This window comes from Streptomyces sp. NPDC050988, from assembly GCF_044456225.1.
GTDB lineage: Bacteria > Actinomycetota > Actinomycetes > Streptomycetales > Streptomycetaceae > Streptomyces.
Window position 1 is genome coordinate 117,739 of sequence record NZ_JBITFQ010000018.1, and the last position, 13,315, is coordinate 131,053.

Here is a 13,315-nt window from a genome sequence, read left to right on the forward strand (position 1 = left end):
GGCGCTATGCACATCGCTTATGCGCCAAGCGCCTTGCTGTCCACGATCGTGGGCGCCATGATGACTCCATGGCAGACGAGCGATACAACTTGGCGCCTATGACCGCCTCATGGCTGCGCGCGCTCAAGTCAGAAAACAAGTCAGAGAACACGATCCGGATCTACGGCCACGCCGTGAGATCTTTCACCGCCTTCCTGACCGATGAGGAGGACGGCTACCGGCCGGCCGTCGACGAGGAAGGCAACCCCGGACGCCCCGCGCCGACCGAGCTGGACGAGATCCACCGCGAGCACGTCCAGGCGTACATCACCGCCACGATCGAGCGGACGAGTGCGAGCAACGCACACCAGCACTTCCGCAGCCTGAAGACCATGTTCAACTGGCTGGTGGACGAGGAGGAACTCGCCCGCTCCCCCATGCGGACCATGAAGCCGCCGACGGTCACCGAGACCGAGGTTCCCGTCATCAGCGACGACGACCTCTCCAAGCTCTTCAGGACCTGCCGGGGCAAGACGTACGCCGACCGGCGCGACATGGCCCTGCTGATGCTGTTCCTCGACACGGGCGTCCGGCTGAGCGAGGCGACCGACCGCCGCGTGGCCGATCTGGACCTGGACCTCATGGTGTTGCAGGTGCTCGGCAAGAAGAACAAGGTGCGGTCGGTGCCGTTCGGCCGGGCCACCGCGACCGCCCTGGACCGGTACCTCCGGGCCGCGGCGAAGCACAAGGGCAAGGCCCTCGAAGACGACATGTGGCTGTGGTGGGGCGACCGCAACAAGGGTCAGCGCATCACCATCTGGGGTGTAGGGACCATGCTCAAGCGGCGGTGTGCCGAGGCCGGCATCGCGGCACTACACCCGCATCAGTTCCGGCACACGTTCGCGCATCAGTGGAAGGTGGGCGGCGGGAACGAGGACGACCTCATGCGGATCACGGGATGGACGTCACGGCAGATGCTGTCGCGTTACGCCTCGTCGGCCGGCGCGGAGCGGGCGCGCGCGGCCCACAAGAGGCTGAGCCCCGGTGACCGGCTGAAGTAGCCGGTCACCGTCGGCGGGGGCTCAGGCTCACAGATGGATCAGATCGAGGCTTCCGATGAGCCGCGGTATGCGCACGCAGATGAGTGCGACGGCCGCGGCTTCGTCGATCTGTGAGGGGTCGTAGGCCATACGGACGTGTTGACCGTAGTCCCTGTACATCACGGGGATCCCCGTGTCGAGGTCGGCCTGTTCGACTTGCACATCTGTCACATGACCCCCTGTCCCGCCGGTGATCCGGGCACGCCGGATCGCACACGCGTTCGAACCGCGCGAGGTCACGTAACCATACGACTACAGAAGGGATTCATGCAGGCCGGAAGGTGGAACGAGCACAGGTCTTCCGCATTGTGACCATTCGGAGATCAAGCATCACGTACGACAAATAGCCCACGCGTCTACTCCTCTGCGGCCCAACCCTCCGCAACGGAGCGGGACTTGGAGGCAGACGCCGGCCGTTCGCCGATCTTGTGGAGCACCGTCGCGGGCGCTTCGCCCGCCAGTTCGGACTCCGTGTAGCCGATCACCTGGAAGTGGGCGGCCGCGGCAACGACTTCACGCGGCAGGCCGAGGCCTTCAGCGAGAGCGGAGACCAACTGCGGCGTGATGTCGTACGACTGACCCGCAGCGATCTTGGCGACGAGAGACTTACTCGGGGCCCATCCAGTGTCCGGGTCCACGGCGATCTCGGCGAAGGCGCGCGTGGACCAGCGCTTCCCGGCGCCGACGTTCGCCGCGACCAACTCGGTCAGAGCATCTCGCTGCTCGGGCACCACTACCGCCTCTCTGGGCGTCACAGTCCACACCTTTCAGCCGGTAATGACCAAGAAGTGCCAGGTCAAGCCGTACAACCTTTTGCCTATCGCGGCTCATTGTCCACGATCAGGGGCGGCACGGGGGCGGTAAGGGTCCCCTGATATGAAATTTGACCGAAAGGAAAACTGCCCACGCTCGTGGACACTGCTTATGCGGTGTGCTTAAGTGGAGCTGTCCACGAACGTGGGCAGCACGCCGGAGGTACTCGATGTCGTCCGCCAGACTCCACCTGACCAGCCCCGACCTACTGCGAGGCCTCATGCAATGGGCCCCGGAAGGCCGGAGCCTCAACGGGCAGGAACTGGCAGACCGCGTCGGAATCTCCAAACAGAAGGTCTCCGCACTCCTCTCCGGAGAGCGCGCAACGGTGACACGCGAGGTCGCCGGGCGCATAGCCGCAACCCTCGGCGTCCACCAACGCGCTCTCTTTTTTGAGCCAATGCCCACGCCCATGGGCGTGGGCAACTCGACTCGGAAGGACTCCCCCCATGAACACCAGCGAGCGCTCGATGCAAATGCGCCTCGCCGCGCACAAGAGCTGGGCCGTCACCCCCGACAGGGCGAGCCGTACCGCAGCCGCCCGACGGGCTAGCCACCACACCCGCTTCATCGCGAAGGCCCGCGAGCTGAACCCCGGCGCGACCGAGGAGCAGATCACGCAGATCGCCGACGCGCTGAAGAAGGCGCACTACCAGGAACTCGCGCTCCGGTCGGCGCAGGCCCGGCGCCTCAAGGGCCAGGCCGCGAAGGACGCGGCGCGCAAGAAGCAGGCGGCCGAGCTGGCCGCGTACAAGGCCGGCAAGACCGAAGCCGCCTGATCCCCAGATGCGCCGAAGGGCCGCCCGACTTCCCGGCCCGGCAGCCCTCCGTACGGCGCCTCCACCACCAAGTGAAAGCAGAGGTCACCGTGACCACCGAGACTACTCAACCGACGGCGCAGTTCACCGCACCGGACCCTGGACAGCTCGTCGACCAGACGGCCGCCGTCGAGGCGCTCTTCGCGCTGATCAAGATGTTCCCCTCCCTCCCGAGGCCGTACGTCACGATCTACTCCTCCGGCACCGAGGGCTTCAACCTCCAGCTGGATCACCCCTCGCACTTCGAGGCGTGGCGCACCGCGCTCCAGCTCCCGACCAACCCGATCACGCTGAACGCCTCGGGAGGGAGTGTGTGGCTGGACGCCTCCGGCGTCTTCCGGGGGGTGCCGCTCAGCCTCAGTGGTTTCCGCGTGCCGTTGACGAGGGAGCAGGCCGAGGCGCCGCAGGCCGTTGACGATGCCCCTTCGGCGGTGGCTGCGTGATCGCCCGGTCGGTGAACGCCGCGGCGGACGTGATCGCCCGCGCGATGGTGAACGGGAAGCAGACGCCCGCGGGTTGGGCGATGGCGCTGGACGCGACCGGCATGCTCCAGACGCCCGAGACGGCGGCCGAGCTGACACGGCTGCGCGAGCGGTTCAATGCCGCCCCGGCGGAGCTGTCTCCCGAGCAGCGCACGGCTCTGGACGAGCAGCTCGGCGACGCGAAGCCCGCCACTACCGGACTGATCGTCTCCTTCGGCCAGTCGATCGCCAACCGGCGCAACCACGAGCACCCCACGTGGGAAGACCTCTACTGCATGAACCTCTCCTCCTACATGGGGGAGCGGATGGCCCCAGTTCTGCGCCGTCTACTGGACGTTGAGGCGGAAGCCGCGCAGCTGCGGGCCCGGCTCGCCGAGTTCGAGCGCCCGGTCGACGAGGACCCGATCGCGTACGAGATGACGCCGAAGGCCAAGGCTGCGGCAGACAAGCTGACGCGCCTGTTGGCTCCGTTGCAGGCCCTCCGCGAGGACGAGTCCGCCGAGGAGCAGGCCGTCCGTCGTTCGGTCGATGCCCAGTTCCCGAAGGTGGCCGCCTTCCTCGCGGAGGAGAAGACCATCCCCGCCCCGGGGACTGCGGTCACTCCCGGACCCACCAGCCCCGAGCCCGACCGCGAGCTCCCCCAGATCGCCGTGGGCTGTCCCGCCTGCCACGCCAAGCCCGGCGACCTGTGCACCAGCCACAGCGGCACCCGCCCCCGCCGCGACAACACCCACCAGGCGCGCAGCGCTGCCTGGGCCAACACCCAGAAGGGCGGTACCGCCTGATGACGACCACCGCGCAGGCCGGGGCTTCGGCCCCGGCCGCCGGCCGCCGCCGCAAGGCCGCAGCCCCCGCACCCACCGGCGCCGACCGCATCCCCAAGCCCTCCGCCGGCTGGTACCGCGTCAAGGGCACCGACCTCAAACTCCGCCGCGTCACCACCATCCTCAACCTGGGATGCGCCAAGGGCGACGCCCTCACCTTCTGGGCCGGGAACATCACCGCCGAGACGGCGATGGCGAACCTCCCGTACCTCGTCCGCTCGTCGCTCTTCCCCGACCAGCGCACCGAGGCGTACGACTGGCTCCGCCGCGCCCACACCCGCAAGAAGGACGAGCGCAAGGACGTCGGTACCGCCGTCCACGACGTGATCGAGGCGAAGGTCCTCGGCACGCCGATGCCGGAGGAGCTGCTCACCAACCCGGAGTTGACCCCGTTCCTTGACCACTTCCTCCGCTTCGTCGAGGAGTGGCAAGTCACCTTCGAGGCCTCGGAGATGGTGGTCGGCAACGAGGAGGCTGGCTACGCGGGGAAGCTCGACTACCTCGTGAAGTCCCCGCTCATCGCCTCGGCGCTCGCCGCGTACTTCGACACCGAAGTGGCCGCGGACTCCGTGTTCATGGGCGACACCAAGACCGGTGGCGAGCTGGACGTCAAGGGGGTCTATCCCGAGGCCGCCTTGCAGATGTCGGCGTACCGGAAGTCGAAGGTCGCGTGGCTGCGCGACGGCTCGACGGTGCCGATGCCCGCCACGTTCTGGGCCGGGGTCGTGCTGCACCTGCGGCCGGAGGGCTACCGGCTCATTCCGACCGTGGCCGACGACGACGTGTTCGGCGCCTTCCTGACGATCAAGGACGCCGCCGAGTGGGCGTCCGGCCTCTCGAAGACGGTCGTGCGTCCCGCCCTCAGCCTTCCCACGCTCACGGAGAGGGCTGCCTGATGCCCATCATCGACTTGCAGCGCCGTATGCGGCAGCTCGGCGAGATCCGGATCGGTCACGTCGTCTCCGGCGTGTCCGCGAAGGGCAACGCCTACACCCGTCCGGCGAAGCTCGACAAGTTCCGCTTCACCAGCCCCTCCAGGGAGATCCTGGCCAGCGTCGCCGAGCTGTACGGCGGCGAGGTGAAGCCCTGGACCCCGGCCAACGGCGGCCCGGCTGAGTTCGAGGTGTACTCGCAGGCCAACCGGCTCCCCGTCCTCATCCCGCCCCTGGACGCCGTCTCCCAGTGGTACGAGCTGTACGCAGGCTCGAAGTGCCAGCGCCGATGCGACGGCCAGACCGAGCACAAGAGCGACCGGCCGTGCATGTGCGACCCGGAGAACCGGGACTGCAAGATCACCACACGCGTGAACGTGATGTTGCGCGACGTCCCCGCGCTTGGCCAGTGGCTCCTCATCACCAAGGGCTACCACGCCGCCGTCACCCTGCCCCCGGCCGCCGAGCTGCTGGCGCAGGCCGGCGGATACGTCGCCGGGTGGCTCGGCATGGAAGAGAAGACGGCCATCGTCAAGGACCAGGTCGCCCGCTTCCTGGTCCCGACACTCGACGTCGAGATCACCCCGGCCGCGCTCATGGCCGGGAAAATCACCGGCGCCACGGCGGCCGTCGCCCCCGGTCCGGAGCGGGTGGCCATCACGGGCGGGCGGCCGGACTACGCGGCGCTCGCCGCTGTGGCCAAGACCTCTGCGGACGTCGGGAAGTTGTGGACGCAGGCGAACCAGGCCAAGCACCTCGACGACGCCCTCGCGGCGACGCTGAAGACGCGGGCGGCCGAGCTGAAGAAGGCCGAGGAGCGCCAGGCCGAGCTGGACCACCCGGACTACGACCCGGACTACGACACCGAGCTGCTGTCCGCCGAGTCGCAGGACGTCGTCCACGACGTCGAGGTCCTCGACGACCCGGCCGACGTGCAGGACGTGTGGTTCCAGGTCATCGCCGCCGCCGGTGGACACAGCCTGACGACCGAGCAGGTTGAGGCCGGATTCGCACAGCGGCACGGAGGCCTGCACCCCTCCAGCGCGACGCTCGCGCAGATGACCGCGTACCTCGCCGTCGTGAAGGCGGGTGAGGTCCGATGAGCACCTTCGCCGACATCCGCAAGGGCGCGTTCGACACCGAGACCACCGGACCGAACCCGCTTGAGGACCGCATCGTCACCGCCGCGCTCGTCGTGCGCGGCGGGGGGCGGGACGACAAGGTCATGTCCTGGCTGATCAACCCCGGGGTGCCGATCCCCGAGGAGGCAACCGAAGTCCACGGCATCACCAACGAGCAGGCTGCCCAGGGCGCCGACCCGAAGGAAGCTCTCGACGACATCGCCGGGAACCTCGCCGCGGCCCTCCAGTACGGCATGCCGGTCATCGCCTTCAATCTCAGCTTCGACTGGACCGTCCTCGCCTGCGAACTCGCCCGGCACGGGCTGCCGTCCATGGCCGAACGCCTGCCGGGCCTGAGCGCGCTGCCGCTGGTCGACCCGCACGTCATCGACAAGCAGGTCGACAAGTACGTCAAGGGCACCGGCATGCGGAAGCTCAAGCCCACCGCCGAGCGGTACGGCGTGACGCTGGAGGACTGGCACACGGCCGAGGCCGACGCGTACGCCGCGCTGCTGATCGCCGAGGCGCAGTTCGCCAAGTACGCCCGGCAGCTCAGTCGGATGGGCCCGCAGCAGCTGTTCGCCGCGCAGAAGGCGTGGCGGGCGGAGCAACAGGCCGGCCTTCAGCAGTGGTTCCGGACGAAGGCCTCGCCGGAGCAGGGCGGCGACCCGAAGAAGGTCATCGACGGGTCGTGGCCGCTGATCCCCGCGCAGCGTGCTGGGTGTGAGGCGTGATGTTCGTTTCCCGCCGCAAGTACGACGATCTCCAGGCCCGCTACCAGAACCTGGGCCAGGACCACGAGCAGCTGAAAACGGAGCTGAAGAACTCCCGAGGCGCCACGCTCCGGCTCGCCGGGAACTACACGCAGCTGCTGGAGACCGGCGAGCCGATGCCGATGTTCTCCAGGCCGAGCAAGGTCCAGGAGCGCGTCATCAACCTGGAGCGTCGGCTGGCCCGCATCGTGCGGGCGTGCCGCCGCTACCGGGCCGAGCTGGTCGACGAGCGCGCCGTCCTGGCCAAGACCGTGGACAACTTCGAGGCCTTCGTCGAGGTGTCGGGGGGCGTCTCGGTCGACGTGCTGGAGGAGCGCCGTCTCCGGCGACTGGCCGAGCAGGCGCACCGCGGCCTGGACGAGCAGATGCGCACGCTCCAGGCCGCGAACGAGGCAATGGCCGCCGAGCTGCGCGACCACGCCGAGCGGGCGGGCGGTGACGCATGACGCCCATGACCCGAGCCCAGCTCGACGAAGCCCGGAAGCTCCTCGGCTTCGCCGCCGCGGCCAGCAACGAAGGCGTCCTGCGGGCCATCGGCGTACTCCGGCACGCCGACCGGCACCGCACGGACCCGACCGCCGTCTCCCAGGCCCTCGCCGCCGCAGCGTCCCTCGCCTGGCGGCTCATCGACGGCGAGGCCGAGCGGACCGCCTTCCGGTCGACGATCGCCCGGCTCCACGTCGCCAACCAGCACGGAGACGACTACGGCCTCGGCGACCTCGCCTTCGAGCTGGAGCGCGCCTCCATCGACCTCACGGACGAGTACGACGTCGCCAACGACCTCGCCCGCGCCGCAGGAAGAGAGGGACTGCTGTGAACCCGGATATTGCCGTCGGCGCTGCGTCCGTCATGAGCGCGCTCATCGGCGCGGTCGGGGTGGCCCGCTGGTACGTCCGGCCGGAGGAGTCGTCCGGCCGGCACCGGAAGCCGCGCACGCTGCTGCGTCCTGTCGAGGCCCTCGACCAGGCGGAGGCGTGGTGCCCGGTCGAACACCGGAAGACGCTGCACCTCCGCTTCAGCTCGGGCGGCGCGATGTGCCTGGACTGCCGCCGCGAGTTCGCCGCGGCTGCGACCACGAAGGAGAGCTGACGTGCCCGATCTGTTCACCCCTGAGGTTCCGGCCGCCACCACGGCGGCCGGGCCCCGGGCCCTGCGAATCCTCGGACTCGACCTCTCCATCACCGCGCCCGGCATCGCCTGCCCGAACGGCGACACCGTCACCATCACGGCCAAACAGCCCGGTGACTGGCGCCTGATGGAGATCGAAGCCTTCATCCACACCGTCGTCGCCGAGGGCGTCGACTACGCGGTCATCGAGGACCTGCCCACCCACGCGAAGGCGGCCGGGATCACCGGCATGGTCCACGGCGCCATCCGGCTCCTGCTGATGACCGAGAACGTGCCGTACGTCGTCGTCACCCCGGCCACGCTGAAGGCGTACGCCACCGGCAAGGGCAACGCCGACAAGACCGCCATGGCGCTGGCCGCCTTCAAGCGCACCGGCCGCGAGTTCGCGGACGACAACCAGTGCGACGCCTGGTGGCTCCGCGCGGCCGGCCTCGACTGGTACGGCGCGCCGGAGTTCGACCTGCCCAAGGCCCAGCGCGACCGGCTCGCGAAGGCCAAGTGGCCTCAGGCGGTGGCCCGATGATCGAGATCACCATCCGCCTCAAGGGCCCGGCACAGGCCCGGCGCCTCGCCACCCTGCTCCGCACCCTGGCCGACACCGAATCGGACCGCGGCCAGGCCAAGACCTACCGCGGAGCCGCCCGCCGCCTCGAACACCTCGCCCGCCCGTTCCGCTACACGACCACCCGGCCTCCCCGCCCGGCGCACGCCGAGCTGGACGAGGAAGCCGTGCAGCGCGTCGTGAAGGGGCTCCGGCCGCTGCCTGAGTTGTCCCGCGCTGAGGCGCGCATCGCGTGCTGGCGCCTCACCGCGCGCAGGTGCAGCGCGCCGGAGATCGCCGCACGGGTCGGCGTCACGCCGCGCACGGTCAACCGGTGGCGCGCCGAGGACAAGGCGGTGACGCGATGAAGGGCGACCCGTGGCACGGCCAGGCCGCGTGCGGCGACGACCCGGAGGCCATGTTCCCCGGCTCCGACACCGCGAAGGTCCGCGAGGCGAAAGCCCTCTGCGGCGGCTGCCCCGTCCGCGAGGAGTGCCTGGTCGACGCGATGAAGGCCGAGGGCAACGCGGGCAAACTCCGACGGTTCGGCATCCGTGGCGGGCTCACGCCCACCGCGCGACGCCGCCTGCACGAGCAGACGCAGCGCCGAGCCCAGGCGGCGGCATGAGGGGCGCCCGCGACCGGGAGCCCTGCGACGGCATCACCGGCGAACACACCGGCCCCGTCCGCTTCTACCGGACCGGCTGGAAGTGCAACACGCACAGCCCGTGGGCGGAGGCCGGACTGGACGAACCGAAGCCCGGCTACGGCCTGCCCCCGAGCGCCCTGCCCCCTTCCCCTCTGGCCGCGTCCGCGGTCTTCGACGAGAAGGCCATCGCCTCCGGCAAGCGCCGCTCCAGTCCCGAGGCCTACCGCGCGGCGCAGGCCGCCCTCGCCCACAAGACCACCTGACCGGCGGCCGAGCTCACGGCGCCCTCCACGCCGCGGCCGTCACCGGGCCCGCCCCCAACTTTCCCCCCTGAACGGGGGCGGGCCCGGACCTCAACCGCAACACCCGTCACAGAAAGGCACCACCAGCACATGACCCAGCAGCAGACCGAACCGGCCCAGAAGGACGACGAGTTCGCCGTCTTCCTCGTCCAGCACAGCCGCGGCGAGGCCCACGACCAGATCAGCGGCGAACTCCGCGAGCTCCTCAACGCCGTCCAGGAGCACGGCCGCAAGGGCTCCCTCACCGTCAAGGTCACCGTCGAGCCGCCCAAGGGCCACGTCGACGGCGCGCCCGTCCTCGTCACCGTCGAGTCCGACCTCAAGGCGCCCCGGCCCATCGCCCCGCCCGCCATGTACTTCGTCGACGACGACGGCCGGCCCACCCGCAACGACCCCCGCCAGACGTCGGCGTTCGACGTCCGGGACCTGCCCACCAGCAAGAACGAGATCAAGGAACTCTGAACATGACCGAGACCGACACCAGCGTCCAGGCCGTCGCCGCCCTCGCGCAGCAGGCCCTCGACCCCAAGGAGGTTGAGCCCGGCGGGATCTACCTCGTCGCCACGGCCGACGGCGGCGTCCAGCCGTTCGACCTCACCGGGCCCGAGTACACCGGCCGCGTGACCCGCAAGACCGGTATCACCACGGTTCGCGACGCCGCCTCCTTCCTCACCTACTACGCCAAGCACCGCGACGTAGACGCTAGCGAGGTCTACTCCGACGTCGAGCGGCTCTCCGTCACCGCCGTCCTCGACGCCCACGCCGAGGACGAGCCCGGCTTCGCCGAGCACCGCCTCATCCTGGCCCTGCGCCGCACCAAGGCCTGGCAGGAGTGGACCGACCTGGACGGAAAGCTCGTCGACCAGGAGCGGTTCGCGAACTTCCTCGAGGACCACCTGCCGAACCTCGTCGAGCCGGACGCCGCGACGATGCTGGAGATCGCGCAGTCCATCAAGGCCACGACCAAGTGCGACTTCCAGTCGTCCACCCGACTGCAGTCCGGCGAGCGGAAGTTCGCGTACGTCGAGGACACCAAGGCGACCGCCGGCGGCAAGGGCGACATCGCGATCCCCGAGACCTTCAAGATCGCGGTCCCCCCGTTTGAGGGCGCGGACGCCTACTCGATGGTCGCGCGCTTCAAGTACCGGCTGGACCGTAGCCAGCTCACGCTCGGCTTCAAGTTGGAGCAGCCCGAGGAGCGTGCCAAGGCCGCCTTCGCGGACGTCCTCAAGGCGATCGCCGACGGTATCGACACGCCGATCCTGAACGGCTCCCCGGCCTGACCCGCCCCGCAGGTGGGGCGGCGTCGACTCTCGCTGCCCCACCTGCGGCACCCCTCCCCATCACCACGCACCACCGAGGAGACCCGCACGTGGAGAACGTCCGCCGCATGGAACCGCGCGACACGGCGGACGACGACGGGTTCACACGGGTCCCGCCCCAAGATCTGGACGCTGAACAGTCCGTCCTCGGCGGCATGCTCATCTCCGAGCGAGCCATCACCGAGGTCATCGAGGTCCTTGACGGACCCGAGTTCTACCGGCCCGCCCACGAAACGATTTTCCTCGCCATCACCAGCATGTCCGTGCGCGGCGAACGGGTCGACCCGATCACCGTGGCCGCGGAACTCACCAAGCTCGGCGACCTCGTCAAGGTGGGGGGCGCGACCTACCTCCACGGCCTCGTCCAGAAGGTCCCCAGCGCAGCCAACGCCGAGCACTACGCCGAGATCGTCCGCGACACCGCCGTCCGCCGACGCATCATCGAAGCCACCGACCGGGCCGCGAACCTCGTACGGTCCGGCGAAGGCGACCTCGACGACGTCCTCGACCTCGTCCGCGAAGAGATCACCACCGCCACCGAACCGACCGGGCCCCGCTCGGCCGAGACAACCGGCTGGGACTTCTCCGACCTCACACCGGTCCTCGACGGCACCCACAAGCCCGCTCAGCCCGTCATCGGCGCGCGAGACGACGGCATCGGCCTCTTCTATCCCGGCCGCGTCAACGGCATTCAGGGCGAGTCCGAGGCCGGCAAGTCATGGGTCGCGCTCATCACTTGCCTCGTCGAGATAAACCGCGGCAACCGCGTCGTCTACCTCGACTTCGAGGACTCCGAGGAAGGCGTCGTCTCCCGCCTCCTCCTCATCGGCGCCACCCCCCAGGACATCGCCGAACGCTTCCTGTACGTACGCCCCGGCTCCACACCCACACCCGCCGCGCTGCGTGCCTTCATCGCCCGCATCGGCGACCTCGGCCCGTCCCTCGTCATCGTCGACGGCGTCACCGAGGCCATGGTCATGCTCGGCCTGGAGCTCAAAGAGAACACCGAGATCGCCAAGTTCGGCCGCATGCTCCTGCGCCCCCTCGCCGACACCGGGGCCGCCGTCGTCCCCCTGGACCACGTGGTGAAGAACAACGAGTCCCGCGGCCGGTACGCCCTCGGAGGCGTCCACAAGCTCAACGCCGTCGACGGCGTCCAGTACATGCTCGAAGCCGTCCGCCCCTTCGGCATCAACACCGAAGGCCGCTCCCGCCTCCGCGTCGCCAAAGACCGGCCCGCGCAGATCCGCAAGCACGCCCTGCCCGGCGGCCGGAACCCCATGCACTGGTTCGCCGACCTCGTCATCCGCTCCGAGGGCGACCAGTTCGCCACCGCGCACCTCTTCCCGCCGATCGACCGGACCGAGGAGCCCGTGGACCGCACCGCGGAGGAGGAGAAGGACGCGCAAGAAGAGCAGGAGATCAAGGAACGGGAGGACAAGGTCCTCCAGACCTTGACCAAGGCCAAGGAGCCGCTCAGCAAGAACGCCGTCGAGGAGCTCATCCCCGGCCGCGTGTCCGTCACCCGCCGGGCCCTCACCCGCCTCGTCCACACCGGCCGAGTGAAGGCCGAACGCGGAGTCCGAGGAGCGGTCCTTCACAGCATCCCGGACGCCCCCACGGACGCCGTCGAGGACACCACCGCGGAGGCCTCATGAACCACCCCACTTACTTTTCCTCACCTCGTCCCGACCTCGTCCCGATCATGAACCGCCCCGGACCAGCACACGAAGAAACCCCAGGTCACAGCCCCGCCGACCTCGTCCCCGATCTTGAAACGACCTCGTCCCGACCTGACACACCATCACGGGACGAAGTCGCACCACCCCTGACCAGCACAAACGCCACCCCAAACGACCTCGTCCCACCTCGTCCGGGACGAAGTCAGGACGACGTCAAGCGACCTCGTCCCTCGTCCCCCGCCCTATAGGGGGACGAGGACGAGCGTCGCGCCGCACACGCCACAGAGACCACACGAGACCCGCCGCCGTCATCCGGTTCCGCCCACCCACGCGCATACACAGGACGTGATCATGGCCAACTCGAACACCACCTACCGCGTCCTCGTCACCGGCAGCCGCGATTGGACCGATCGCCGCGCAGTCGAGGACACGCTCACCACCGCAGGCGCTCTCGCCATCGCGCTCGGGCAGCGCCTCGTCGTCGTCCACGGCGCGTGTCCGACTGGCGCCGACGCCATCGCCGACGCGTGGGCCGAGTGGCACCGAGAGCGCGGCCAGCCGATCGACCTCGAACGCCACCCCGCCAGGAACTTCGGCCCGTGGCCCGCGGCCGGACCCCGCCGCAACGCACACATGGTCCGGCTCGGTGCAGACGCCTGCTTCGCCTTCATCGGCCCGTGTACGTCGCCCCGCTGCCGCCGCACCGACCCACACCCGTCGCACGGGGCGAGCGGCTGCGCGGACCTCGCCGAGGAGGCCGGGATCCCAATCCGCCGCACCACCGTGCCCCAGCAGGTCGAGGAGTCGACGTGATCGCCGTCTTCGCCTTCGTCGCCCTGGTCGTCATCA

General features: G+C 69.6%; 21 protein-coding genes. 19 read left to right on the plus strand and 2 right to left on the minus strand.

Annotated features, from left to right (window positions below):
- Positions 1-68 precede the first annotated feature (68 nt).
- Positions 69-1,040, plus strand: a complete 972-nt coding sequence (locus ACIBEI_RS31390; RefSeq protein ID WP_398893581.1) for a tyrosine-type recombinase/integrase — start codon at positions 69-71, stop codon at positions 1,038-1,040.
- Between the two features lie 27 nt (positions 1,041-1,067).
- On the opposite strand, the gene ACIBEI_RS31395 is transcribed toward ACIBEI_RS31390, so the two are convergent.
- Positions 1,068-1,250 carry a hypothetical protein gene (locus tag ACIBEI_RS31395; RefSeq protein WP_398893582.1) on the minus strand — a complete coding sequence of 61 codons (183 nt, stop codon included), beginning with the start codon at positions 1,248-1,250 and terminating at the stop codon, positions 1,068-1,070.
- Positions 1,251-1,435: 185 nt separating this feature from the next.
- A complete protein-coding gene (locus ACIBEI_RS31400; protein ID WP_398893583.1) occupies positions 1,436-1,834 on the minus strand; it encodes a hypothetical protein in 399 nt (132 codons plus the stop codon).
- 278 nt (positions 1,835-2,112) lie between these two features.
- Here ACIBEI_RS31400 and ACIBEI_RS31405 point away from each other — a divergent pair, with 278 nt between their 5' ends.
- The 18 genes from ACIBEI_RS31405 to ACIBEI_RS31490 all read left to right on the plus strand — a co-directional run bounded on the left by ACIBEI_RS31405 (position 2,113) and on the right by ACIBEI_RS31490 (position 13,279).
- Positions 2,113-2,445 carry a helix-turn-helix domain-containing protein gene (locus ACIBEI_RS31405; protein ID WP_398893584.1) on the plus strand — a complete coding sequence of 111 codons (333 nt, stop codon included), beginning with the start codon at positions 2,113-2,115 and terminating at the stop codon, positions 2,443-2,445.
- Entirely contained in the window at positions 2,342-2,671 is a 330-nt protein-coding gene (locus ACIBEI_RS31410; RefSeq protein WP_398893585.1) for a hypothetical protein, read from the plus strand. The genes ACIBEI_RS31405 and ACIBEI_RS31410 overlap by 104 nt, the downstream gene beginning before the upstream one ends.
- Positions 2,672-2,760: 89 nt before the next feature.
- A complete protein-coding gene (locus ACIBEI_RS31415; protein WP_398893586.1) occupies positions 2,761-3,153 on the plus strand; it encodes a hypothetical protein in 393 nt (130 codons plus the stop codon).
- Positions 3,150-3,977 carry a hypothetical protein gene (locus ACIBEI_RS31420; protein WP_398893587.1) on the plus strand — a complete coding sequence of 276 codons (828 nt, stop codon included), beginning with the start codon at positions 3,150-3,152 and terminating at the stop codon, positions 3,975-3,977. The genes ACIBEI_RS31415 and ACIBEI_RS31420 overlap by 4 nt, the downstream gene beginning before the upstream one ends.
- Entirely contained in the window at positions 3,977-4,912 is a 936-nt protein-coding gene (locus ACIBEI_RS31425; RefSeq protein WP_398893588.1) for a hypothetical protein, read from the plus strand. Before ACIBEI_RS31420 ends, ACIBEI_RS31425 begins: the two co-directional genes overlap by 1 nt.
- Positions 4,912-6,051 carry a hypothetical protein gene (locus ACIBEI_RS31430; protein WP_398893589.1) on the plus strand — a complete coding sequence of 380 codons (1,140 nt, stop codon included), beginning with the start codon at positions 4,912-4,914 and terminating at the stop codon, positions 6,049-6,051. The genes ACIBEI_RS31425 and ACIBEI_RS31430 overlap by 1 nt, the downstream gene beginning before the upstream one ends.
- Positions 6,048-6,803, plus strand: a complete 756-nt coding sequence (locus ACIBEI_RS31435; RefSeq protein WP_398893590.1) for an exonuclease domain-containing protein — start codon at positions 6,048-6,050, stop codon at positions 6,801-6,803. The genes ACIBEI_RS31430 and ACIBEI_RS31435 overlap by 4 nt, the downstream gene beginning before the upstream one ends.
- Positions 6,800-7,288: a hypothetical protein gene (locus tag ACIBEI_RS31440; protein WP_398893591.1), complete on the plus strand. Its 489-nt coding sequence runs from the start codon at positions 6,800-6,802 to the stop codon at positions 7,286-7,288. The genes ACIBEI_RS31435 and ACIBEI_RS31440 overlap by 4 nt, the downstream gene beginning before the upstream one ends.
- Before the next feature lie 5 nt (positions 7,289-7,293).
- Positions 7,294-7,659: a hypothetical protein gene (locus ACIBEI_RS31445; RefSeq protein WP_398893592.1), complete on the plus strand. Its 366-nt coding sequence runs from the start codon at positions 7,294-7,296 to the stop codon at positions 7,657-7,659.
- Between the two features lie 32 nt (positions 7,660-7,691).
- The gene (locus tag ACIBEI_RS31450; RefSeq protein WP_398893593.1) at positions 7,692-7,931 is read left to right on the plus strand and encodes a hypothetical protein; all 240 of its coding nucleotides are present in this window, start codon (positions 7,692-7,694) and stop codon (positions 7,929-7,931) included.
- A 1-nt stretch (position 7,932) separates the two neighbouring features.
- The gene (locus ACIBEI_RS31455; RefSeq protein ID WP_398893594.1) at positions 7,933-8,493 is read left to right on the plus strand and encodes a Holliday junction endonuclease; all 561 of its coding nucleotides are present in this window, start codon (positions 7,933-7,935) and stop codon (positions 8,491-8,493) included.
- Positions 8,490-8,879: a hypothetical protein gene (locus ACIBEI_RS31460; RefSeq protein WP_398893595.1), complete on the plus strand. Its 390-nt coding sequence runs from the start codon at positions 8,490-8,492 to the stop codon at positions 8,877-8,879. The genes ACIBEI_RS31455 and ACIBEI_RS31460 overlap by 4 nt, the downstream gene beginning before the upstream one ends.
- Positions 8,876-9,139, plus strand: coding sequence for a WhiB family transcriptional regulator (locus ACIBEI_RS31465; RefSeq protein WP_398893596.1), 264 nt, complete (start codon positions 8,876-8,878; stop codon positions 9,137-9,139). Before ACIBEI_RS31460 ends, ACIBEI_RS31465 begins: the two co-directional genes overlap by 4 nt.
- Complete coding sequence (locus ACIBEI_RS31470; RefSeq protein ID WP_398893597.1) at positions 9,136-9,423, plus strand: hypothetical protein; 288 nt, start codon at positions 9,136-9,138, stop codon at positions 9,421-9,423. Before ACIBEI_RS31465 ends, ACIBEI_RS31470 begins: the two co-directional genes overlap by 4 nt.
- Positions 9,424-9,552: 129 nt before the next feature.
- Complete coding sequence (locus ACIBEI_RS31475; protein WP_398893598.1) at positions 9,553-9,924, plus strand: hypothetical protein; 372 nt, start codon at positions 9,553-9,555, stop codon at positions 9,922-9,924.
- Between the two features lie 2 nt (positions 9,925-9,926).
- Positions 9,927-10,745 (plus strand): DUF2303 family protein, encoded by an 819-nt coding sequence (locus ACIBEI_RS31480; protein ID WP_398893599.1) that lies wholly within the window; start codon positions 9,927-9,929, stop codon positions 10,743-10,745.
- Between the two features lie 89 nt (positions 10,746-10,834).
- On the plus strand, positions 10,835-12,442 hold the full coding sequence (locus tag ACIBEI_RS31485; RefSeq protein ID WP_398893600.1) for a DnaB-like helicase N-terminal domain-containing protein: 1,608 nt from the start codon (positions 10,835-10,837) through the stop codon (positions 12,440-12,442).
- A 375-nt stretch (positions 12,443-12,817) separates the two neighbouring features.
- A complete protein-coding gene (locus ACIBEI_RS31490; protein ID WP_398893601.1) occupies positions 12,818-13,279 on the plus strand; it encodes an SLOG family protein in 462 nt (153 codons plus the stop codon).
- Positions 13,280-13,315: the final 36 nt, after the last annotated feature.

Coding starts and splice junctions, on each gene's coding strand:
- ACIBEI_RS31390 (WP_398893581.1), top strand. CDS start 69: ATGGCAGACGAGCGATACAACTTGGCGCCTATGACCGCCTCATGGCTG.
- ACIBEI_RS31405 (WP_398893584.1), top strand. CDS start 2,113: ATGCAATGGGCCCCGGAAGGCCGGAGCCTCAACGGGCAGGAACTGGCA.
- ACIBEI_RS31410 (WP_398893585.1), top strand. CDS start 2,342: ATGAACACCAGCGAGCGCTCGATGCAAATGCGCCTCGCCGCGCACAAG.
- ACIBEI_RS31425 (WP_398893588.1), top strand. CDS start 3,977: ATGACGACCACCGCGCAGGCCGGGGCTTCGGCCCCGGCCGCCGGCCGC.
- ACIBEI_RS31430 (WP_398893589.1), top strand. CDS start 4,912: ATGCCCATCATCGACTTGCAGCGCCGTATGCGGCAGCTCGGCGAGATC.
- ACIBEI_RS31435 (WP_398893590.1), top strand. CDS start 6,048: ATGAGCACCTTCGCCGACATCCGCAAGGGCGCGTTCGACACCGAGACC.
- ACIBEI_RS31445 (WP_398893592.1), top strand. CDS start 7,294: ATGACCCGAGCCCAGCTCGACGAAGCCCGGAAGCTCCTCGGCTTCGCC.
- ACIBEI_RS31450 (WP_398893593.1), top strand. CDS start 7,692: ATGAGCGCGCTCATCGGCGCGGTCGGGGTGGCCCGCTGGTACGTCCGG.
- ACIBEI_RS31460 (WP_398893595.1), top strand. CDS start 8,490: ATGATCGAGATCACCATCCGCCTCAAGGGCCCGGCACAGGCCCGGCGC.
- ACIBEI_RS31465 (WP_398893596.1), top strand. CDS start 8,876: ATGAAGGGCGACCCGTGGCACGGCCAGGCCGCGTGCGGCGACGACCCG.
- ACIBEI_RS31470 (WP_398893597.1), top strand. CDS start 9,136: ATGAGGGGCGCCCGCGACCGGGAGCCCTGCGACGGCATCACCGGCGAA.
- ACIBEI_RS31475 (WP_398893598.1), top strand. CDS start 9,553: ATGACCCAGCAGCAGACCGAACCGGCCCAGAAGGACGACGAGTTCGCC.
- ACIBEI_RS31480 (WP_398893599.1), top strand. CDS start 9,927: ATGACCGAGACCGACACCAGCGTCCAGGCCGTCGCCGCCCTCGCGCAG.
- ACIBEI_RS31490 (WP_398893601.1), top strand. CDS start 12,818: ATGGCCAACTCGAACACCACCTACCGCGTCCTCGTCACCGGCAGCCGC.